The organism is Acinetobacter sp. AOR41_HL (genome assembly GCF_027854645.1).
Lineage (GTDB): Bacteria > Pseudomonadota > Gammaproteobacteria > Pseudomonadales > Moraxellaceae > Acinetobacter > Acinetobacter nosocomialis.
Genome location: NZ_JAKTHZ010000037.1, coordinates 110,991 through 133,584 on the forward strand (window position 1 = coordinate 110,991; position 22,594 = coordinate 133,584).

21 protein-coding genes are annotated in these 22,594 nt (G+C 40.2%); 9 read left to right on the top strand and 12 right to left on the bottom strand.

Annotated features, from left to right (window positions below; translation table 11 throughout):
* Positions 1-36 precede the first annotated feature (36 nt).
* Together MKL35_RS14605 and MKL35_RS14610 are read left to right on the top strand one after the other, a co-directional pair.
* Complete coding sequence (locus MKL35_RS14605) at positions 37-879, top strand: IclR family transcriptional regulator (RefSeq protein ID WP_000081482.1); 843 nt, start codon at positions 37-39, stop codon at positions 877-879.
* A gap of 64 nt (positions 880-943) precedes the next feature.
* Complete coding sequence (locus MKL35_RS14610; protein ID WP_106479439.1) at positions 944-2,116, top strand: MFS transporter; 1,173 nt, start codon at positions 944-946, stop codon at positions 2,114-2,116.
* A gap of 39 nt (positions 2,117-2,155) precedes the next feature.
* Here MKL35_RS14610 and MKL35_RS14615 read toward each other — a convergent pair whose 3' ends face one another.
* Positions 2,156-3,127, bottom strand: a complete 972-nt coding sequence (locus tag MKL35_RS14615) for an NAD(P)H-dependent flavin oxidoreductase (RefSeq protein WP_106479440.1) — start codon at positions 3,125-3,127, stop codon at positions 2,156-2,158.
* A gap of 284 nt (positions 3,128-3,411) precedes the next feature.
* Here MKL35_RS14615 and MKL35_RS14620 point away from each other — a divergent pair, with 284 nt between their 5' ends.
* A complete protein-coding gene (locus MKL35_RS14620) occupies positions 3,412-4,221 on the top strand; it encodes an enoyl-CoA hydratase (RefSeq protein WP_106479441.1) in 810 nt (269 codons plus the stop codon).
* Between the two features lie 64 nt (positions 4,222-4,285).
* Here the strand turns inward: MKL35_RS14620 and MKL35_RS14625 are convergent, their stop codons facing one another.
* Both MKL35_RS14625 and MKL35_RS14630 read right to left on the bottom strand, forming a co-directional pair.
* The gene (locus tag MKL35_RS14625; protein ID WP_000996083.1) at positions 4,286-5,131 is read right to left on the bottom strand and encodes an IclR family transcriptional regulator; all 846 of its coding nucleotides are present in this window, start codon (positions 5,129-5,131) and stop codon (positions 4,286-4,288) included.
* A 186-nt stretch (positions 5,132-5,317) separates the two neighbouring features.
* On the bottom strand, positions 5,318-6,535 hold the full coding sequence (locus MKL35_RS14630; protein WP_002048342.1) for a CaiB/BaiF CoA transferase family protein: 1,218 nt from the start codon (positions 6,533-6,535) through the stop codon (positions 5,318-5,320).
* Positions 6,536-6,866: 331 nt separating this feature from the next.
* On the opposite strand from MKL35_RS14630, the gene MKL35_RS14635 reads away from it, so the two are divergent.
* Entirely contained in the window at positions 6,867-8,018 is a 1,152-nt protein-coding gene (locus tag MKL35_RS14635) for an acyl-CoA dehydrogenase family protein (protein ID WP_033846820.1), read from the top strand.
* A 61-nt stretch (positions 8,019-8,079) separates the two neighbouring features.
* Positions 8,080-9,330: an MFS transporter gene (locus tag MKL35_RS14640; RefSeq protein WP_106479442.1), complete on the top strand. Its 1,251-nt coding sequence runs from the start codon at positions 8,080-8,082 to the stop codon at positions 9,328-9,330.
* 225 nt (positions 9,331-9,555) lie between these two features.
* Here the strand turns inward: MKL35_RS14640 and phnX are convergent, their stop codons facing one another.
* The 8 genes from phnX to pobA all read right to left on the bottom strand — a co-directional run bounded on the left by phnX (position 9,556) and on the right by pobA (position 19,048).
* Positions 9,556-10,371 (bottom strand): phosphonoacetaldehyde hydrolase, encoded by an 816-nt coding sequence (gene phnX / locus MKL35_RS14645; RefSeq protein ID WP_106479443.1) that lies wholly within the window; start codon positions 10,369-10,371, stop codon positions 9,556-9,558.
* A 36-nt stretch (positions 10,372-10,407) separates the two neighbouring features.
* Positions 10,408-11,595, bottom strand: a complete 1,188-nt coding sequence (phnW, locus tag MKL35_RS14650; protein WP_106479444.1) for a 2-aminoethylphosphonate--pyruvate transaminase — start codon at positions 11,593-11,595, stop codon at positions 10,408-10,410.
* Positions 11,596-11,621: 26 nt separating this feature from the next.
* Positions 11,622-12,776 (bottom strand): TIGR03364 family FAD-dependent oxidoreductase, encoded by a 1,155-nt coding sequence (locus tag MKL35_RS14655; RefSeq protein WP_106479445.1) that lies wholly within the window; start codon positions 12,774-12,776, stop codon positions 11,622-11,624.
* A 102-nt stretch (positions 12,777-12,878) separates the two neighbouring features.
* Positions 12,879-14,588, bottom strand: a complete 1,710-nt coding sequence (locus tag MKL35_RS14660) for a putative 2-aminoethylphosphonate ABC transporter permease subunit (protein WP_270914058.1) — start codon at positions 14,586-14,588, stop codon at positions 12,879-12,881.
* Positions 14,582-15,784, bottom strand: coding sequence for an ABC transporter ATP-binding protein (locus tag MKL35_RS14665; protein ID WP_209796378.1), 1,203 nt, complete (start codon positions 15,782-15,784; stop codon positions 14,582-14,584). Before MKL35_RS14665 ends, MKL35_RS14660 begins: the two co-directional genes overlap by 7 nt.
* 22 nt (positions 15,785-15,806) lie before the next feature.
* Positions 15,807-16,844, bottom strand: coding sequence for a putative 2-aminoethylphosphonate ABC transporter substrate-binding protein (locus MKL35_RS14670; RefSeq protein ID WP_004709446.1), 1,038 nt, complete (start codon positions 16,842-16,844; stop codon positions 15,807-15,809).
* A gap of 91 nt (positions 16,845-16,935) precedes the next feature.
* Positions 16,936-17,658: a UTRA domain-containing protein gene (locus MKL35_RS14675; RefSeq protein WP_000434318.1), complete on the bottom strand. Its 723-nt coding sequence runs from the start codon at positions 17,656-17,658 to the stop codon at positions 16,936-16,938.
* Positions 17,659-17,833: 175 nt separating this feature from the next.
* Complete coding sequence (pobA, locus tag MKL35_RS14680) at positions 17,834-19,048, bottom strand: 4-hydroxybenzoate 3-monooxygenase (protein ID WP_270913970.1); 1,215 nt, start codon at positions 19,046-19,048, stop codon at positions 17,834-17,836.
* A 141-nt stretch (positions 19,049-19,189) separates the two neighbouring features.
* Between pobA and pobR the strand changes: the two genes are divergently transcribed.
* Positions 19,190-20,005, top strand: coding sequence for an IclR family transcriptional regulator PobR (gene pobR, locus MKL35_RS14685; protein WP_106479449.1), 816 nt, complete (start codon positions 19,190-19,192; stop codon positions 20,003-20,005).
* Between the two features lie 56 nt (positions 20,006-20,061).
* Here the strand turns inward: pobR and MKL35_RS14690 are convergent, their stop codons facing one another.
* Positions 20,062-20,658 (bottom strand): NAD(P)H-dependent oxidoreductase, encoded by a 597-nt coding sequence (locus MKL35_RS14690; protein WP_270913973.1) that lies wholly within the window; start codon positions 20,656-20,658, stop codon positions 20,062-20,064.
* Positions 20,659-20,756: 98 nt separating this feature from the next.
* Between MKL35_RS14690 and MKL35_RS14695 the strand changes: the two genes are divergently transcribed.
* The 3 genes from MKL35_RS14695 to MKL35_RS14705 all read left to right on the top strand — a co-directional run bounded on the left by MKL35_RS14695 (position 20,757) and on the right by MKL35_RS14705 (position 22,583).
* On the top strand, positions 20,757-21,668 hold the full coding sequence (locus MKL35_RS14695) for a LysR family transcriptional regulator (RefSeq protein ID WP_106479451.1): 912 nt from the start codon (positions 20,757-20,759) through the stop codon (positions 21,666-21,668).
* Positions 21,669-21,882: 214 nt separating this feature from the next.
* Positions 21,883-22,233 carry a hypothetical protein gene (locus MKL35_RS14700; RefSeq protein WP_106479452.1) on the top strand — a complete coding sequence of 117 codons (351 nt, stop codon included), beginning with the start codon at positions 21,883-21,885 and terminating at the stop codon, positions 22,231-22,233.
* Positions 22,230-22,583, top strand: a complete 354-nt coding sequence (locus MKL35_RS14705; protein ID WP_106479453.1) for a hypothetical protein — start codon at positions 22,230-22,232, stop codon at positions 22,581-22,583. The genes MKL35_RS14700 and MKL35_RS14705 overlap by 4 nt, the downstream gene beginning before the upstream one ends.
* Positions 22,584-22,594: the final 11 nt, after the last annotated feature.

The window sequence follows — 22,594 nt, forward strand, 5'->3', positions numbered from 1 at the left end:
GGCAAAACTATTGCTTTAATTATATTTGAGGATCGAATGTCTCAAAACACGGAAACTGAAAAACCAATAAATTTTGATGAGATACGTTTAGATCCTATTTCGCATATACATCGGGAAAATAACCCGCAATTTATTGCTTCTTTAGCACGCGGTTTAGAACTTTTAAGATGCTTTTCTGCAAATAACCAGGTTCTTGGCAACCAAGAATTAGCAAAAATGACAGGTTTACCTAAACCGACCATTGCACGTATTACCAATACCCTTGTGTCATTAGGTTATTTAAAACAATTACCTAACTCGACCAAATACACATTAGATATTGGTGTCTTATCTTTAGGATATGCAGCTTTATCTAACATCTCGATTCGTAATATTGCTCATCAATATATGGAAGAGATGAGCCAGTATGTTCAAGCGCCCGTAGCGATGGCAACGCGTGATCGCTTAAATATGGTGTATATCGACGTTGTGCAAATTGAAACAGCCTTAAATATGCGCCGTCCAATTGGTTCGACTTTACCACTGCATAGCAGTTCTATGGGACGAGCATGCTTGGCTGCGACTCCTGAACGTGAGCGCAACTTTCTACTTGATGCATTGAAACAAAAAAATCCCGAAAATTGGCCAGCCATCAAACGCTCATTAGAACGAGCTTTCCGTGATTATCAAGATTATGGATATTGTTTGTCTTTGGGTGAGTGGCATAAAGAAGTAAACTCAGTAGCTGTACCTTTGGTCAGCTCCAAACATGGTCTTTATGTTTTTAACTGTGGTGCGCCAAGTTTTCATTTAAATCCGGAAAAACTTGAAGGTGAAATTGGACCACGTTTAATCCACATGGTGCATAACATTCAAGATGCTTTGAATGAAACGCACTAACCCTCTTACTTCAAGCAGTAATGGTTGTGTTGATTAAAGGTCCACTTTCATTATGACAATAGGCATGATGAAAAACGCACTCTATACCCCAACCATTATTTTAATGGCGATTGCTGCAGGCATTTGTACAGGTGGAAATTATTTTAGTCAGCCACTTATTCATTCAATTAGTCTAAGCTTAAATTTAACTGAAACCACTACAGCATGGGTGCCCACTCTAGCCCAAATCACCTATGCCTGTGGCTTACTCTTTTTAATGCCGTTGGGTGACATATTAGAAAAGCGCAAGCTGCTATTTATCTTTATGTTACTAGCTTCAAGCGGATTAATTATTAGTGGCTTTTCACACAATATTTATCTTTTACTGCTTGGCACTGTTATTACCGGTTTATTTTCCAGCGCAGCCCAACTTTTATTACCGCTTGCTGCAAGTCTGGTTCCGATTCAACAAAGTGGCCGTGTTGTTGGCTTTTTACTGAGTGGGCTGATGATGGGTGTTTTACTCGCCCGTTCCCTTTCTGGGCTGATGTCTACACTTTTTGCGTGGAATATTATTTATCTGGTTAGTGGCTTTCTATTACTCATCATTGCCATTGTTTTGCATCGTAATATTGGGTTATTCCCACCCACCAAATCAGAAAATTATGCAAAGACCATTCGTTCTCTTCCTCAAATTTTTATTCAAAATCCACGTTTAAGAACCAGAACTTATATTGGTGGTTTTACATTTGCTTGTGTGAGTTTAACCTTTACCACCATGTCATTGCTTCTGGCTCCAGCGCCCTATTTTTTTAGCGACTTTACCATTGGCCTTTTCGGTTTTGTTGGCGTGTTAGGAACTTTCGTTGCTAATTTCTCAGGCAAATTTATTGACCAAGGCTATATCCATAAAATTTCAATTTATTGCGGCATTGGGCTGATTTTAAGTTGGATTCTTTTTTCACTTTTACCCTACCATTTTGCTTTTTATATTATTGCCTTACTTATTCTCTACGCTTCTCTTTCTGCTGTACATGTCACCAACCAAAGTATTGTATTTAAACTTAATGAAGAATTACGCTCACGGTTTAATGCGATTTATATGACGGGTTATTTTGCTGGCGGCGCTTTAGGCACAACAGCGGGAAGTTATGCTTGGAAACATTTTGGATGGACAGGTGTCTGTGTTTTAGGCTTAATTTTTGCCGTTTTATGTCTTTATTACTGTGTGCATGATGCAAAAAATCAGCACAATTAAAGCTTGTGCTGATCATATATAAAGTAGGCTAAAGGTTCATTATAAAAGCCCTAATAAGCGTCCGCGAATAATATCTTCTGCCTCTTTGACAATTCGGCTAACCAGTTCATCGCATGTCGGAATATCATGAATCAAGCTTGCCACTAAACCGCATGACCATGCACCTGCATTAACATCGCCGTCAATCATGACTTTTGGATAGACTCCCGCAACTTCTTCAATAATATCTTCAAACTTAATGTTATCGCCTAGCGCTTTTTCTTTTGCCACAATTTTTTCAACAGCAGCATTATTCATGACACGTTCTGTATTACGCAAAGCACGCATAATTAAACGCGTATCTCTTTCAGTTGCATTCAAAATCGCTTGTTTCACATTTGCATGTACGGGAGCTTCCTGAGTGGCAATAAAACGGGTGCCCATATTAATTCCATCGGCCCCCATTGCTAAAGCAGCCGCGAGTGAGCGTCCATCTGCCATACCACCTGAGGCAACAAATGGGATGTCTAAAGCATCAGCTGCTAAGGGCAATAAAATCATGTTTGGCACGTCATCTTCACCCGGATGCCCACCACACTCGAAACCATCTACAGAAACTGCATCACATCCAATTTGCTGCGCTTTTAAGCTATGTCGAACCGAAGTACATTTGTGAATTACTTTAATACCAGCAGCTTTTAAATACGGCATGACCTGTTCAGGATTACGCCCTGCTGTTTCTACAATCTTGACTCCACCTTTAATGATTACTTCTACAAAACCCGGATAATCAGGAGTATTTACGGTAGGCAAAAAGGTTAAATTTACTCCAAAAGGCTTGTCGGTCATTTCTCGGCAACGTGCAATTTCTTTTGCCAGATTTTCAGGCGTACGCTGAGTCAGACCAGTGATAATACCTAACCCACCCGCGTTCGAAACTGCAGCCGCAAGCTCTGCAAAACCAACATAATGCATACCACCTTGAATAATTGGATGCTCGATTTCAAATAGTTCTGTAATTTTAGTCTTCATATTCTTTCCACTCACCGTTCTATAACTAGCCTCTTATTTCCTTAGCATAGCTAGATGCTTATTTACGCATAAATCCTGTCATCATTTAAAGTGACTTAAGATAAAAATTTCACAATACAAAATTTTATACCACAATATAAAACAAAATAATTTATAACGGAATTATTTTTCGATAGCATCATTTTAATAAGTTTAAGTTTTAGATAGCAAGTTATCTGAAAAGTATGAGCTTTCACCAACTGAAAGAATATATTTTTCAAATAGTTAATTTAAAGGAATAAATGATGCAACAGGACAATGTAACTCAAAGCGAGCTTAAAACAGGTACAATTCAGGAGCATTTTGATAAAAATATACTAACGCTCACCATGAGTAACCCCACTAAAAAGAATGCAATTAATTATGCAATGTATACGGCTTTAAGTCAGGCATTAGATAAGGCTGCAACCAATCAAGATGTCCATGTGGTTATACTTACTGGTGAAGATTCGGCATTTACGAGTGGAAATGATGTCAATGCATTTGAAAAACGTGATACCACCACTTCAGAACCACCCGCTTCGATTGTTTTTTTAAAAAGCTTAGCAACGTTTCCAAAACCGATTATTGCTAAAGTAAATGGTGTGGCAATTGGCATTGGCAGCACTATGCTTCTACATTGCGACCTTGTGTATGCAAGCCAAAACTCTATTTTTCAGTTCCCCTTTGTGAATTTAGGACTTGTACCCGAAGCGGGTTCAAGTTACATCTTGCCAAGATTATTGGGTTTTGCTCGTGCTTCGGAACTTATTTTACTGGGTGAAAAGTTTTCGGCAGACCAAGCAAAAATTTATGGTTTGGTTAATGAAATATTTGATGCAACTGAGCTGGATCAAGTGGTTGAAGACGTAGCCATTAAACTCGCTCACAAACCAAGCCAAGCCTTGCAGCTCAGTAAAAAGTTACTAAGAGATATGCCAATCGATGATCTACTCAATCGTATTGATCATGAGTCGACTATTTTCTCACGTTGTTTACAGGGTTCTGAATTTAAAGAAGCATTAAATGCTTTCAAAGAAAAAAGAAAACCGAACTTCCATAAGCAAACAGCCTAAAACTCACACACTAAAAAGCCAGCCTTGAAAAACAAGGCTGGCTTTATAAGTAAATCAGATACGTTTAGCTAATCTCGGTACGAATATTATTCACCATGTGTAAAAGACGCGGTGCAATATCTTCTTCGAGTTTTTCACGGTTCATAATAAAGCTTGGACCACCACAGTTAAATACCAGCAAACCATGTTGTTCATGAATGAGTGGAACCGCAACCGAGTTAACGTCTTTATGCCATTCGCCAATTGAAAAACAGTATCCAAAATCTTGGTAGTCTTTAAAGGCTTTGTCTAGATCACGGTTAATTTTAATCCAGTCTTCTTTATGCTTGTTACGAATGGCATTAAGCAAGAACTCTCTTTCATCTTCTGGCATGGCAGCTAAACATGCTCGACCCATCGAACTTAAATGAATCGGTAAATAGGTTCCGACTTGACGGCGCATGGTCATATTACCTTTGCCTTGTACCACATCAAGATAAATCATATTCAGTCGATCGCGTGTTGCCATTGCTACAGCAGCACCAGCATAGTCTGCCAAATTTTTCATATATGGATGAGCAATAGAGCGAATCGATACGTTAGATAACATGGAATAACCAAAAGCAAGAACACCAACTGAAAGCTGGAATTTGCTTGAGTTTGGCACCTGTTTGATATAACCCAAACGCGACAAGGTATGTGTCAGGCGAGTAATGGTCGGTTTTGGCAAACCAGTCATCTGAGCAAGCTCTTGGTTGCCCAAATGCTGATGCTTAGGCGTAAAACAACGTAATAGTTCTAAACCACGTGCTAATGCAGTAATAAATTGGCGATCATTTTCATCCTGCATGTCTTCAATCGGATGTAATAATTCATGCCTTAAAGGCGCGAGTAGTTTTTCTGTCTGTTCTGCATCAACTGCATCGTTCATTGTCATACCAATCCATATTTTGTTTCGCACTGCGAAAATTATAATCTATTTTTTCTATAAATAGCAAAGAAGCAAACGTCCAAGTCTGCATTTATAAAATAACTTCATTTAACTCATTAAAGCGAAAGATTAAATATTTTATTTTCTGATTTTAAATATCACTTTAACCTTTCGCTTTTATGTTGCTTATCCAATTACGCCCTTTTCTTTAAGCTCTGCTAACTTTTCTGTAGATACTACTCGCCCTAAAATCGCCTGCGTATGTTCACCCAACAATGGAGGTGCTGTTTTGTATTCAACAGGAGTTCTAGAAAGTTTGATTGGTGAACCAATTATCTTCAATTTTTTACGTTGAGGATGGTTCATCTCGACTAACATTTCTCGGGCAATCACTTGTGGTTCTTGGAAAGCTTGTTCCAAGTTATTAATCACACCGACCGGAACTTTAGCCGCATAGATTGCGTCTACCCATTCATCTGCTGTTTTTGTTAAAAAGTGAGTTTGTAAAATTCCGATAATTTCATCGCGATGCTTGATTCGGTCTGCATTTCGGGCAAAACGCGCATCATTTGGTAAATCGGGTAAACCAATACTTCGACAGAGTTGAATAAACTGAGTGTCATTTCCACATGCAATAATGAAGTCACGGTCAGAGGCTTTGAATACTTGATAAGGCACAATATTGGCGTGTGCATTGCCATAACGTTTAGGGATATTACCCGATGAAAGATAGTTCATTCCCTGATTTGCCATTGTGGCAATTTGAACATCAAGCAAAGCCATATCAATGTATTGGCCTAAACCTGTCACATGGCGGTTGAGTAAAGCAGCCTGTATGGCAATCGTAGAATAAAGCCCTGTGGCTAAATCAGAAAATGCAACGCCTACTTTTTGTGGTCCACCGCCGGGCAAATCATCACGCTCACCCGTGACCGACATGAGTCCGCCCATCCCCTGAATAATAAAGTCATAACCGGGTTCCTCTGCTCTGGGACCAGTTTGACCAAAACCTGTAATTGAGCAATACACCAGTTTAGGGTTAATTGCAGATAAAGACTCGTAGTCCAAACCGTACTTTTTCAAAGAACCCGCTTTGTAGTTTTCAATCACGACATCGGTGTCTTGAATAAGTGCTTTAATCAATTCTTGGCCTTCAGGATTGGCAATGTCGATGGCAACCGATAGTTTATTGCGGTTGGTTGACTGATAATAAGCGGCTTCTTGAGTGTCTTGACCTGAGTCATCTTTCATCCAAGGTGGTCCCCAAGAACGAGTATCGTCACCAACCTTCGGCCGTTCAATCTTGATTACTTCTGCGCCTAAATCGGCAAGAATCTGTCCACACCAAGGCCCAGCCAATACCCGACTTAAGTCAAGCACCCGAATTCCATTTAAAGCACCCATCTTCATCCCACTATATTTTGTGATTCATTTCCTATAGGAAAACTTATCCATTTAAAATTTCGCATAGCGATATATATTTTTAATATACACCGCTCTTTTTAAAAATCAAACTTTAATTTTCCACTAAAAATGATGATTTTTTATAAGAAAATATAGCTTAAATAAATCAATAAATTAGCTAAAGATAAAACAACAACAAAGTATCGCATTGCGAAATTAATTTTCAAAATATATTGTTTTGCGCTCATCCTTTGATTACTATCACTTCAAATATTGGTGATTTTACGAACATCACATTGATGTTTTTTGCATATAGTAAAAGGACGAGACTATGATTCGAGATCAGGAAACCTTAAATCAACTTGTTGATATGATTCGACAATTTGTTGAAGGTGTCTTAATTCCTCATGAGAATGAAGTCGCTGAAACGGATGAAATTCCTCAAGAGATTGTTGAGCAAATGAAAGCTCTCGGCTTATTTGGTTTAACCATTCCTGAAGAATACGAAGGTCTTGGCCTAACGATGGAAGAAGAGGTCTATGTCGCTTTTGAATTAGGTCGTACCTCTCCTGCTTTTCGCTCTCTTATTGGGACCAATAATGGCATTGGCTCAAGTGGCCTGATTATTGATGGGACCGAAGCACAAAAATCATTTTTCTTACCGCGTCTAGCTCGTGGTGAAGTGATCAGTTCTTTTTGCTTAACCGAACCTGACGCAGGTTCTGATGCTGCCTCTTTAAAAACCACCGCAGTAAAAGATGGTGAGTTTTATATTTTAAATGGTACCAAACGCTTTATTACCAATGCTCCTCATGCTGGTGTATTCACAGTCATGGCACGTACAAACACTGATATTAAAGGCGCTGGTGGCATTTCTGCTTTTATTGTTGATAGCCAAACTCCGGGCATTTCTCTTGGCAAACGCGATAAAAAGATGGGACAAAAAGGCGCCCATACCTGTGACGTTATTTTTGAAAATTGCCGCATCCCTGCTTCAGCACTTATTGGTGGTGTTGAAGGTGTTGGTTTTAAAACTGCCATGAAAGTACTCGATAAAGGCCGTTTGCATATTGCTGCCTTGAGTGTCGGTGCAGCAACACGAATGCTAGATGATTCTTTAAATTACGCCATCGAACGCAAGCAATTTGGACAACCAATTGCCGAATTCCAACTCATTCAAGCCATGCTTGCCGACTCAAAAGCTGAAATTTATGCAGCTAAATGTATGGTCTTAGACGCTGCACGCCTACGCGATGCGGGAAAAAACGTCAGCACGGAAGCTTCTTGCGCAAAAATGTTTGCAACCGAAATGTGTGGCCGCGTTGCTGATCGCTGCGTACAAATTCATGGTGGTGCGGGTTACATCAGTGAATATGCCATTGAACGTTTTTATCGAGATGTTCGTCTGTTCCGCCTTTATGAAGGCACGACTCAAATTCAACAAGTGATTATTGCCCGAAATATGATTCGCGCTGCGTCTTAATCAAATTTAAAGCACTTCAAAACGACTTGAAGTGCTTTTTATCAAATGTAGGTAATGGATTATGGCTACAAATTACAAAGAAGGTCTTTCTCGTATACAGCCTCATACGTGGAAAATAGCATTTATTTTTGCATTTCTGGCACTGCTGGTAGATGGTGCAGATTTGATGCTGCTTTCTTATAGCTTAAATAGTATTAAGGCAGATTTTGGATTAAGTTCAGTACAAGCAGGTATGCTTGGCAGTTTTACATTGGCAGGTATGGCTGTTGGTGGCATTTTTGGGGGATGGGCATGCGATAAATTTGGTCGCGTGCGTATTGTGGTTATTTCTATTTTAATTTTCTCGCTCCTTACCTGTGGCTTAGGTTTTACCCAGAGCTTTCTTCAGTTTGGTATTTTAAGATTTTTTGCATCTCTTGGTTTGGGTTCACTTTATATCGCCTGTAATACCCTCATGGCCGAATATGTCCCAACACGTTTCCGCACAACAGTACTTGGCACTTTACAAGCAGGCTGGACGGTTGGCTATATTGTTGCGACCTTACTTGCGGGCTGGATTATTCCTGATCATGGCTGGCGCATGCTGTTTTATGTTGCGATTATTCCCGTCATTATTGCTGTTCTCATGCATGTGCTTGTACCCGAACCAGAAGCATGGCAAAAGTCTCGACTACAACAACCAGTTGTGGCTCAAAACGTATCGAAAACTTCAGCATTTAAGCTTATTTTTCAAGATAAACGAAACCGTAATATGTTTATCTTATGGGCGTTAACCGCGGGCTTTTTACAGTTTGGCTACTATGGTGTAAATAACTGGATGCCGTCATACCTTGAAAGTGAACTCGGTATGAAGTTCAAGGAAATGACCGCCTATATGGTAGGTACATATACCGCCATGATTTTGGGTAAAGTTCTTGCGGGTATGATGGCCGATAAATTAGGGCGTCGCTTTACCTATGCTTTTGGTGCAATCGGCACTGCTATTTTCCTACCTCTGATTGTTTTTTATAACTCGCCAGGCAACATTCTATATTTACTGGTCACCTTTGGTTTCCTCTACGGCATCCCGTATGGCGTAAATGCAACCTACATGACCGAAAGCTTTGCGACAGCCATTCGCGGTACAGCCATTGGTGGTGCTTATAACGTCGGACGTTTAGGCGCTGCATTAGCCCCTGCAACGATTGGTTTTTTAGCCTCTGGCGGGTCTATTGGGTTAGGTTTTGTCGTCATGGGCGCTGCCTACCTCATTTGTGGTGTGATACCAGCCCTATTCATTAAAGAAAAAATATACGACCCTCAAAAATCGTAAAAAGATCCATCACAAAAAATTCTATAGGTCCTATGTCTATAGGATTGATGGTACTAACGATCTAAACATGTGTTTTAGATGGTTAGCAGGAAATAAGGAATTGACGTTTCAAAGTTATTCCTTATTTCCACCTATGTAGAGTTTATTACTCTTCATTTTAATTTTTTAGGTAAGCTTAGCTCCCAAGGGAGCTAAGCTTAAAAAGATATAGACCGAAACATTTGTTTAAGGTCGTTCACCCTGCCCCAAACGGCGTTCAATATCATCGAGTACATTTGGCAAATCAGCGACACTATCAATCACATAATGTGCACCCGATGCATTCATTTTTTGGTATGCCTTATCTTTTAGCACAATCTGTTCATCGGCCGATAATGCGCTCCACTCTTCATAGCTTAAACCGACTTCATTGCCACTAATCGCAAGTCCGACTGTCCAGCACCCTGCGTTTAAACCTTCGTCAATCCCCACCACGGTATCATCTACTTTTACAACAGTTTTGATATCGGATACGTCGAGTTGAATTAAGTTCTTCCATAGCATTTCAGGATATGGACGGCCAAATTTTACGTCGCTGGCAGTAACGATACAGTCTGGACGGTAGCCCTGATCGGCAGCATCTTTAACCAAACGACCGATCATCATGGATGCATAGCCTGTGTTACTGCCAATTTTTGCACCACGCTTTTTAATATTTTTAAAAGTAGCTAATGCACCCGGAATTAAAGCAGAACATTTCGGAATAGAATTTAATTGATAAGGAATAAAGTCTTTATATAAACGGTCAATATCTGCATCAGTTGCAGGCTTCCCATATACTTCCTGCCATGCTGCTGCTACGCGCGGCATTTTTAAAACTGCTGCAATATGATCACGTTTCTCTAAACCCATTGGTGCACGAGCTTCTTCAACCGTAATTTCAACTTTATTGTCTTTAAATAAAGCCATAAAAGCTAAAATTGGTGCGCGTGAGCCAAAATCTACAGTTGTACCAGCCCAGTCAAAAACAACAGCCTGAATTTGTGTATTGTTGGTCGTCATGGTGTATTCCCTTTAATTCAAATGTTTTAATAAAAGTTATGCTGTTACAGCTTGATTGAGGTGGTTTTTGCAATAACTCGCAATTGCAGCAAGAAGTCCTTCAATGTCATGAATATAAACTTCGCCAATATTGCCAATACGGAAGCAGTCTAGGTCGGTAACTTTGCCAGGATAAATCACATAACCTGATTTTTTCAAGGCTTCATAAAATGACTGGAAGCTAAATGTCTCGGCTGTTGGATAAAGAAAAGTAGTAATAATGGGTGATTGTGGGCACTCTTTACCGAGCACCAATTCAAAGCCCAGTTGTTGCATACCTTGCGATAAGGTTTGTTGGTTTTGTAAATAACGTTGATAACGTGCAGCAACTCCACCTTCGGCTTCAAGCTCAAGCAAGGCTTGATAAAAAGCACGTACCACATGGGTTGGCGAGGTAAAACGCCATTTACCGTTATGCTGCTCCATGGTATTCCACTGGTCATACAAGTCGAGGCTGACCGAACGAGCTAAACCTTTACATGCTTCTAGGCAATCACGCTTGGCCAAAATAAAACCAAAGCCCGGAACACCTTGAATACATTTATTTGCACTTGAAATCAGGAAATCAATTTCAAGCTCGGCAATATCCATAGGCACACCACCGAATGAACTCATGGCATCCACAATCCAGATTTTTCCTGCTGCTTTCACCAAACGGCCAATGTCTTGAATCGGATTTAAAATTCCTGTGGTAGTTTCACAGTGTACACACGCAACATGGCTAATGGTTTTATCTTGTAAAACGCGCTCAATCTCTTGTAAATCTGGTGTTTGGGTTTCTAAATAGTTCAGCTCTACAACTTCAATATTTAAGCAACGCACCATTTGCACCATACGTGCACCATATGCGCCGTTATTAATGATCAAGATTTTGCCATCACGCGAAATAGCTGACCCAAGTACAGACTCCACAGCAAAACTTCCACTGCCTTGCATTAACACAGCTGTATATTTTTCAGTTTGGCTAGTTGCCAAGTTGACTAGCCGAGAGCGAATATCTTGTACCAGCGAGTTGTATTCTTGGTCCCAAGTACACCAGTCTTTTTGCATAGCGCGGCGTACTGTTGCCGATGTTGATAATGGTCCTGGAGTAAGAAGTAAATACTTGTTCTCTAAATCCATATCGAGTTGAGGTTGCATGTTCATAATGTTACTCATTTCTTTTGCGTTCATTTCAATATACACCAATCTGGTTTAAACCAGATGACAAACTAGTAAATATTTTGTTCTAATATTTCTTTCATAAACCCAGCCCCTGTGGTCATGCCTTTGCCAGCAATCGCACTCACCATAAAGATATTTTTTTCAGCTTCAGTGACACAGGCCAACTCATGTTCATGGGTCAGGTAATAACCATTCCAACGTTTTTGAATTGGAGGTAAAGTCAGCCCTAGTTTTTCATGACAATAAGCTTGGATAAACTCATTAATCTCTTCACGCTGCTCGAACTGTGGCGCTTCATTAATTGAATGATATTCGTGACTATCTCCTACGATCAGTTCGCCAAATTCGTTTTGTTTAATCAGAATATGAATACCGAATTCTTTAATGAAACCCTGCTGTGATGCTTTAACTAGCTCGGCATGACTTGGGCAAATTTCAAAAGCCGGATAACGTGAAATAGATAAGCCTGAATAAAGAGAAGCATTTAATTTTTGTTGAAATGATTGCGTCAGCGCCATTTGTAAGCCACAACGTTTCAGGTTCAAGCTTTGTAATAGATCTGGATATAAAATATCGATGACTTCACCGTGACAAATCAAAACTTTATTTGCCCGATAAGTCTCACCACTTGCCAAACGAACCTGACAACTTCCCTGCTGATATTGGGTTTGAACGACACAGGCATTGGTATAAATCTCTACACCTTTTCTTTCGGCATATGCCAACAGTCGCTGCCCAATCACATGTGGTTCTACCGAATAATCTTCCTCAAAAACCAAGCCGCCTTGAAACTGCTGCGAAGGATTTAAATAAGAAAATTGGGTAACCAGTTCATCATGGTTTAGCAAATGAACTGGAATTTGATAATCATTTGCACGCTCGGCAAACTCTTTTAAAACCTGCCATTCAAGTGACGTATTGGCGAGATAGATACCTTGTCTTTGCTCAAATGAAATATCGGTTTCAGCCTGAATACGCTGATAAAAACAACGCGTTTCAAGTGCGTACTTTCGCCACTGCTGCTCTGGATGGGTTAATGTCGAAGTTCCGACCATGCCGAAATTACGACGAGTTGCGCCCACAGGTTTGGCATTTTTCTCGAAGATACAAACTTTTAAGCCTTGTTCTTGCGCTTGTATGGCCGCGGACAAACCTAAAATACCGGCTCCGACAACAATTAAATCAAACTGTGCGTGATTCATAAGACTTCCAATTTGCGAAATTTAGGATGAATAAACCCTTGCCTTGTGGAACAAAGCATTTTCATTTCAGTCGGTTAAATAAAAATTGTGTTTAGCTAAAACTTAGTGAGCGCTTTCACGCCATTGCTGACTTCTTGCCATAATTTTTCTAGTAAATAACCAATGAATGAGTTTTACAACACATGAGGTGGTTAAAATGAGAATGCTCATCGCAACAGCAGCAACCGTGTCTCCCGCATCATCCATATTTAAAACCGCCACCGCCGCTAAACTAGTGTCTGGTGAATAAAGGAAAATCGCAGCCGACACAGTGGTCATGGCATTCACAAAAATATAGACCGATACATCACATAGCGCTGGAAAACACATAGGCAAATACACTTTCCAAAAGGTTTTCCACTTCGATGTTCCTAGAGTTTCCGCAGCCTGATCGAGCTGTAGCGGAATCTGTTTAATGGCATTGGTTAAAGTGAGGTGTGGTACGGTGTAATAATGCACAATGGTTGAAATCACCAAAATGGTCATGGTCCCATACAGCACATTTAACGGGTTACTTTGCTGATTAAAAAACAAAATATAGGCAATACCCAAGACCAGCCCCGGCACAGCAAGAGGTAATAAAACCAAAGCTTGCACATAGTTCTTAATGAGTGGATGTGCCTTAAAACGTTCGGTTAATAGCGCCACCATAAAAATGAGTGCTGTTCCAAAAAACGTACTAAAGAGTGCCATACGAACCGAGTTAAAATACGCCGCCCAACCACCACCATCGACATATTCAAAACTGTAATGTGCCAAGGTCAAAGACAAATCATAAGGCCAAGACTGAATGAATGACGCCAGCACAGCCGTAAAGTTAATCAGTAAAATTGCACCTGAAACCAAACCACAAAATAGGCTCAGAATGACTTCAAGTTTTTTATTCGGTGCTGAAACATAAGGTTTAGCCTGAAAAGCTTGAAACCGTGCATGCCGCTTGCTTTGTATTCGGTCGAAAATGAACACAAAAACTGCCGGTAACAACAATAAGATAGAAATTACCGCACCCATGCTCATGTTTTGCTGACCAATAATCTGTTTATAGACATCAAGCGCCATCATGTTAAATGAACCGCCAATGACTTTCGGAATTCCGAAATCGGTCAATACATAAATAAAAGCCACTAGACTTGCGCTGATGAGTCCATAGCGAATTGCAGGTAGCGTGACGTGGTAATGGGTCTTCCAGATATTTTTGCCGAGCGACAAAGATGCCTCAATTAAACGCTGATCGACACTGCGAAAAGACACCATCATCAACATCAACATTGCTGGAAATAGCCAAAAGCAGTAACTGATTAAAATACCGATTGGCCCATAAATTTGTATATCGCCCAGCAAAGGTTTAAACACACCTTGCTTACCAAATAAATAAACCAATGCCAAAGAAGGCAAAAGTGACGGCGCTAAAATGGGTAAAAAAGCCACCAGTTTAAAGAAGCCTTTGCCTTTTATATTCACATGGGTGAGTGCAAAAGCATAAATACTGGCAAGCAACACCGTAATCACAGTAGCAGCACAAGCAACCCACACCGAGTTAAATACAGAGCTGAGTAAAGCTGGACTTGCAAAATAATTATAAAAATTCTCAAGACCAACAAAATTTTGATTTTCATCAAAAAATGCAGTTTCAAACAGCATGATTAATGGAGCAATAATCGCTAAAGTCAAAGCAATTGCAACGCTAGCCAAAGCAATATTTGATCTTAATGAAAATTCAGTTTTTCGACGCGGCTGTGTTTTTAAAACCGCTGATGCAGCTTCATTTAATATAGTGCGTACCCTTGTTCGTCAAAGACATGAATGAGCTGATTAGGCACTTTTATAAACATCAGTTCTTGCAAAGATTTGAACTTGGTATTTTCAATTTCAATTTGCAAAAGGTGTTTTGCTTGCTCAATTCCATCGATATGAATAGTGCAAAACAAACGACGTTTCGCACCTAAAAATTCTGTGCTTAATACTTTAACTGGCAAATACAACGACTCTTTATCACTGCCAAAATCATCAACCAACTCGACAGCTTCGGGTCTAAAACCAATGCTGTAATTTTCCCCTGCTTTAAGCTTTTGCTGCTCCAAATTTAGAGGAATAAAACCTAGAACCTCGAGCTGATTAACAACCGAACAAGTGGCTGCCAAAAAGTTCATGGTGCCAATAAACTTTGCAACGAATTGGGTTTGTGGCTTGTAATAAATATTGTGCGGCGTATCAATTTGTTCAATAACACCATGATTCATCACTACCACACGGTCAGAAATGCTTAAGGCTTCTTCTTGGTCGTGTGTGACCATAATAGTTGGCAAATTAAGCTGCGATTGAATCGAACGAATCTTTTGTCTTAGGTTTAAACGTACCTGAGCATCAAGTGCAGAAAGCGGTTCATCTAGCAGTAAAATATGAGGCTTCGGTGCAATTGCCCGAGCAAGCGCAACACGTTGCTGCTGCCCGCCCGACAATTGGTTTGGATATTTTTTTGCAATATCTAGTAATTCAATCAGCTCTAATAACTGCTGAACTCGTTGACTACGCTGTGCTTTATCCCACTTCTTTTTGTCTAAGCCGAAAGCAATATTTTCTTCAACGTTTAAATTTGGAAATAATGCATAGTTCTGAAACACAATACCGCAGTGACGCTTTTCAGCACTGAGCAACGTAATGTCTGCGCCCTTTTTTATGACTTTTCCATAATCAGGTTTTTCTAGACCCGCAATGATGCGTAGTAATGTGGTTTTACCGCACCCTGAAGGCCCCAAAAAGCTCACGAACTCGCCAGCTTTCAGGTCTAAATTAATATGCGTTAGGGCCTGAAAGTTTTGGAAATTTTTTTGGATATCCACCACTTCTAAAACCGACGGGCCGTGTTCAGGATATTTATAGGTCGTTAATGACGATAATAAATGCCCTGCTAACTCACCCTTTTGGTTTTGACCTAGCAGCGATGATTGCAATGACGAAGGAATTTGCATAATGAGGCCCTTATCCAAAAGATCACTTTTCAAAACGCTTTGACCATTCAGCCAAAATACGTTCACGCTGCTCGGCCGCCCAATAAAAATCATTTTTTACGAGCATTTGAGGAAGATTTTTCGGGAAGTCCATGGTGGTATTTTCAATGCCTTTATAAGCCACCATTGAAAAGTTATGTGCATAAGCTTCATTTGCTGCTTTGCTTACCGACCAATTTATAAATTTTTGTGCGCTACTTAATTTTTTAGTTCCTTTCACAATTGCTGAGGCTTCCATTTCCCAGCCTAAACCTTCAGTTGGATAAACCACTTCTAAAGGTGCACCTTCTGCTTTTAATTTAAATGCCGGATAACCGAAAGAAACACCAATTGGGATTTCACCCTGTGCCGCCATTTTGCAAGGTTTGGAACCCGAATGAGGATATTGTGAAATGTTTTTATCTAAAGCCTGCATATAGTCCCATGCCTGCTTTTCACCCCAAATTTGCATCCAAGCTGTGACATCCAAATAGCCTGTTCCACTTGAGGCTGGATTTGGCATCACAATCAGGTTTTTATAAATGGGGTTGGTTAAATCTTTCCAAGTTTTTGGAATTGGTAACTTACGCTTTTCTAATTCAACTTTATTGACACAAATTGCAGATTCCCATGCATCCATACCCGTCCAAGTCGGTACAGGTTTTTGGCTTACAAATTCCGGTTTTAAATTTTGGATGCCTTCTGGTTTAAAAGGCTCAAGCATGTCCTTTTTTTCCATGACCAGCAAACTGGTTAAAGCCACACCAAAAACCACATCCGCTTGAGGATTTTTCTGCTCTGCCAAAAGTTTAGCGGTAATCACACCTGTTGAATCACGTACCCATTTTACTTTCAGTTCAGGATAGGCTTTGTGTAATTCTTCTTGGTATTGCTTCAGCTGGTCGGCTTCCACTGCCGTATAGACTGTAATTTCTTCTGATTGTTTTGATGTTGCTGATGAACATCCCATCTGAATAGCGACCACTACACCTAAAACTGATGCAGTACCGAGTTTAATTGTCTGTTGAACGTACTGTTTCATCTGCAAACCATCGAATGCAATTATTTGATGATCGTATTTCAACAGCTTTATATGACAGTTTAATTAATCTGGTTTAAACCAGATTGTATTTTTATGCTCGCGCTTCGAAATGTAAATCTAAAACATCATGTAGCCAATATTCTTGGTCAACATCGGTAATCACGCCTTCTTCATTTCTGTTGCTACGGCAAATATATAAACCAAGTGCCCCAACATTCACATGCAGTGCTTTAGCCTGCTGTTCCGATAAAGCTGTTGGATACAGGTTAATGTCAGCTCTGGTGATATGGCAGTTATATTGATTTGCCATCAGTAACGTAATGGATTGTTTAAGATCGTGAGTTAAAAACTCGGGAAAAAGTTCGGCATTCACTCGTAAGTGCTCAACCAAAACAGGGCGACCATTAATACAACGACGTCGCCAAACTGAGTAAATCGGATGCCCTTTTTCAACTTTTAAATGCTTGGCATCCCAAGAAGTAGCCTGAGTCAGTTCACTCGAAATCACTTCAGTAGATGGTTCATAGCCTTGTTCAATCACAAACTGGTTAAAGTTTTTTGTCGATTGCGGATGATAAATAATACGAGGAGAACGAACATACCAACCACGGCGGTCTAATCGATAAATCAAACCATCAGTTTCCAAAGCCAGTAAAGCTTCACGTGCAGCCACACGAGTGGTTTGGAACTGTTCAGAAAGCACTCTTTCTGATGGGAGTTTTGCGTGGGCTTCTAATACGCCAGATTCAATATCATGGGCAATTGCATCGCGAATAGGAATATATTTAGGTATGCGTGCTTGGTCCTGTTCCATATAAACTTAGAATTTATAAATAAAGAAATTAATAGCAATATACTGAAAAAATGTGACAAAAGCTTTTATTAATGCTGATCTTTTAAGCAAAACAATCTCTTAAGCTAGTACGGCCCACTTAAATTTTTATATAAAAAAAGAGCATTTTCATGTCCTTTTTATTTTTACTTAGTCTTTAGCTTGCATGCTTAAAACGATCTATTTGCTTAATCTCATAAGGCAAACCAACATAGTTTTCAGCCAATGTGGTTTTACCCGCAATTGAACCTAATACATAGCTCAACTCGGCTTGTTTAATCTTATGATCAAACTCACTTTCAGTTTCAAAACGATGCAATAAATGAGTCATCCACCAAGAAAAACGCTCTGCTTTCCATACGCGTTGTAGGCATTTTTCTGAGTATTCATTTATCCCTTGTTCGGAACCTTCGGCATAATATTCAATGAGTGCACTTGATAAATAAGCAATATCAGATGCAGCGAGATTTAAGCCTTTTGCTCCAGTCGGTGGAACAATATGCGCAGCATCACCTGCTAAAAATAGTTTTCCGAAACGCATTGGCTTGGTCACAAAGCTACGTAACGGCGCAATACTTTTTTCAATAGAAGGTCCTGTGACTAACTTTTCACGGCTTTCGGGATCTAGGCGGTTTTTTAACTCATCCCAGAACTTTTCATCCGACCAGTCTTCGACGTGATCTGTTAAAGGGACTTGTAAATAATAACGGCTACGTGTTTCTGAACGCATACTACATAAAGCAAATCCACGTTCTGACTGTACGTAAATGAGTTCATCGGCTACAGGTGGAACATCGGCCAACACCCCTAACCAGCCAAACGGATAAACTTTTTCAAAGGTCTTAATTTTGTCTTCTGGCACACTGGCACGGCAGACACCGTGGTAGCCATCACACCCTGCTATAAAGTCACACTGAATTTGAAAGGTTTTACCTTGGTACTCAAACTCAACTTTTGGTGCCGTGTAGAAATCTTTTACTTGTACATTTTGAGCTTCATAAAATGAAGTGAGCTGTGCTGCTTCACGCGCAGACATTAAATCTTTGGTGACTTCGGTCTGGCCATATACAGTTACTTGTTTACCACCTGTAAGTGCTGCCAAATCAACCCGATGCTTTTCACCATTGGTTAAGATTTCAATACCCGAATGCGGTAATCCTTTATCTTTTAAGTTTTGGTCAACGCCTGCTTGTTTGAGTAAGTCGACCGAAACTTGCTCTAAAATTCCTGCACGAATCCGTGAAGCCACATATTCAGCACTACGTTGCTCAACAATAATATGATCGATGCCAGCTTTATATAGAAGTTGCCCAAGCAATAACCCTGCTGGTCCAGAACCAATAATTGCAACCTGTGTCTTTAAAATATCCATAACTTCATCCTTGTTTCATCCTGACTTTTAAATTACTGGCTTTAAGTTTTGTTCACTATGTATCCAAGACGAAAATAACCGTTTATCATTTAGTTTGTCCGAATAGCGGACAGAAACAACCAAAATAGCAGGAATGAAAGGATGCCTTCTCTCGATGCTTTTCTAGAGCACCCGAACTCGCATGAGAAAATTCGTCAAGATGACTACATTGCAGGGTTAGCAAAAGGCTTGGCTTTATTGGAAGCTTTTGGAACAGATCGGCAACGGCTTAATGTCACTCAAGTGGCAGAACGAACCAGTATTAGTCGTACAGCGGCAAGGCGTTATCTAAAAACTTTAAAATACTTAGGCTATTTGGAAACCGATGAACACTACTTTTGGTTAACCCATCGCGTGCTGCGTTTTTCGAGTTCTTATTTAAGCTCTGCCCACTTGCCTAAAGTTGCTCAATCATTTTTAAATCTTTTGTGTGCACAGACATCTCTTACTTTTTCAATTGTGGTGTTAGACGATAACGAAGTGGTGCCGATTGCCCGTAGTTATTTACCACAGCAAGATAATTTACGTGTCAGCCCTTATGGTATGCATTTAGGAAACCGACTCCCTGCCCATGCCACTTCCACAGGTAAAGTATTGCTGGCAGCACTATCCGAAGAAGCCCAACATACATGGGTAAAAACTTACGGTTTAAAACGCTTAACGCCTTTTACCATAGTAGATGAGTCAAAGTTTTTTGAAGTGCTTAAGGGTATTTCGTTATCGGATTATTGTCTTTCCAAAGAAGAACATGAGCTTGGTGTGATTGCGATTGCAGTGCCCGTATTTAACGCCCAAGGTCAAGCGATAGCAGCGCTTAACTGCATGTCTCAAACTAACCGTGTACAAGAAGATTATTTGGTTCAGCAAATTTTGCCATTGCTGCGCAACACGGCAAATGAACTGAGAAATGTGATTTAAATAGACTTAGAAACTCTTGTTATCAATTAGAGGTACAAGAGTTTCAACCCATAATTTTAAATAGCGAATTCTTTGACTTGCTGGCTTGCCAGATCCAATGCATTGCTGCGATAGGCCTGCATGTCTAAGCCTTCTGCATAAATAAATTCAACATCATGAATGCCCATTAGCCCTAACACTGCTTTGAGATATGGCGTGACTGCCTCAGTGTCTTGGCCAACATGAATGCCGCCCCGACTACTTACCACCACCGCTTTTACCCCTTCAACCAAACCTTGAGGGTAAGTTTCGGTGTAGCGGAATGTTAGTCTTGCTCGTGCCACTAAATCAAACCAGTTTTTGAGTTGAGTCGGCACATTTAAGTTGTACATTGGTGCGCCTATCACCAATAAATCAGCACTTTTTAATTCGGCAATTAATTCATCAGACAAAGCAACGATTTGCTGAATGTCTTGATTTACATTTTCAGCCCCACGCAGCGCCTGAAAAATTTCCAGATCTAATACAGGCAGGTTCATTTCAGCCAAATTGCGTATGGTAATATCATCTTGCAAACCTTGGTCTTTACGGTGTTCAAGCATTACATCAATTAAGCGATTGGTTTGTGAACCCTCACCCATAATGCTGGATTTTAATACCAATATTTTAGCCATGACTGTCTCCATATTTTTGATGAAGCCATAGTAACCCCACAATAAATTCAACAGTGGTGATATTATTTCTTATCATTGGTTCCTTTTAGGCAACAATCATGCAACATGAACTAAGTACAATATCTATATTTGTGACTGTGGTTGAAGCTGGAAGTTTTGTAAAAGCTGCCGAGCAATTGCATTTAACTCGCTCAGCCATAAGTAAAAATATTGCTCGGCTTGAAGATCAGCTTGGCGTTGCTTTATTTAAAAGAACAACACGTTCGCTCAGCATGACTGACGAAGGTGCTTTGTTTTATGAGCATAGCCGCCGAGCGTTAAGTGAAATACAAAATGCGGCGGCTTTATTAGACCAAGGGAAAATAAACGCAACAGGCCGTTTACGAATGTCTGTGCCAGTGCTGTTCGGGCAACTCTTTGCTACACCGCTTATGGTTAAATTTGCTCAGCAACATGCGGACTTACAGTTAGAAATTTCATTTAATGACCGAAATGTAGACTTGGTTGAAGAAGGTTTTGATTTATGCATCCGCATCGGAGCGTTACCTGACACCACTCAGCTCGTTGCCAAACTAATTGGTGAACATCGAATGCTACTTTGTGCCTCACCTGATTATTTAAATAAAGCAGGTCCCCTACAACATATTGAGGACTTAGAGCATCACGCCACGATTGCCGATCCACATTTTGGACAAATGCAAAAATGGCGACTTCAAAAGGAAAATGACGCGCCTTTATTTATTAAGCCCAAAGCAAAACTCCTTTTCAATGACTTACAAGCCATAAAAAATGCAGCGCTTGCTGGAGCTGGTATCGCATGGCTACCCGATTGGCTCATTCAAAATGAATTACAGGCTGGTAAGCTAGTACAAGTGTTAGAAACCATGTCGAGCATTGCTTTTCCGATTCATTTGGTATGGCCTGCACTGCCATTTATGCCACTGAAAACGCGTCTTGCAATTGATTATTTAGCGCAGCATTTACCGTCTGAACTGAACAAACAAGCTTAAAATAAAAGAGGTTTGAACATAAGGAACCAAGCCTTAATAAGCCTTACTGTCCAATTAACTTTTTAATCCTATCCCCTCACTATGTACGCACTTAAAATTACTCTTAAGTTACTATTTTATTAGAAGAAAAATAATAAGGTGATGGTCAACTTTCTTGACTGTAAAATGCGTTTATGTGAGTATTAGCTAGACTAACTTTACAAAAATTACTTATATGAAATATAACGTTATCGCATTACTTACAGGTTTGTTATTGGTGTCTACTGCTCACGCCGAGGAAGCTCCTATGGATGCCACTCACTTGGGCTTGAGAGCTTTTGTATATAATGCATTTGTAGGTATAAAAAAAGCAGAGGATATGCCTCAATTTCCTAAAGGGCATCCGTTGACGAAAGCTGAACTTTATAATGGTGTGGCTGCGGGTGTTCGTGTTCGTGGTAAAAAGTGTAATAGCGTGGTGGACGCTCGCGCGCTAGATGCCAATGGCTCAAAAATATCAGTGAAGTGTGCTGGTGGAGAAAGCTATCAAGTATTGCCTCTAACAGGTGAGGTTAAAGGTAAATGAAATCGCGCATTTGCCTATTTGGGTTTGTTTCAGCAATGCTGATTAGCAATGTTAATGCGCAGACCCAACAAGAATTGCCTCTACCCTTACTTGGCCAACTACTCGGTTTTACGCAAAATGTTTATTTTAATGCTAATCGATTAGCTGAAATGCCAAAGATGCCAACCGAGCGTGCTGCCACTCAACCCGAAATATTGGCAGCAGTGGCTGGTGCGCTGAGATTGCAACAACATCCATGTAGTTCGGTTTTAAATGCCGACTATGTTGATGACACTGGCAATTTGATATCAATCAATTGTGTAGATGGTAACTATGTCGTAGATGCACGGCGTGGCAAGATCAACCCTTAAGCCCTCTATCA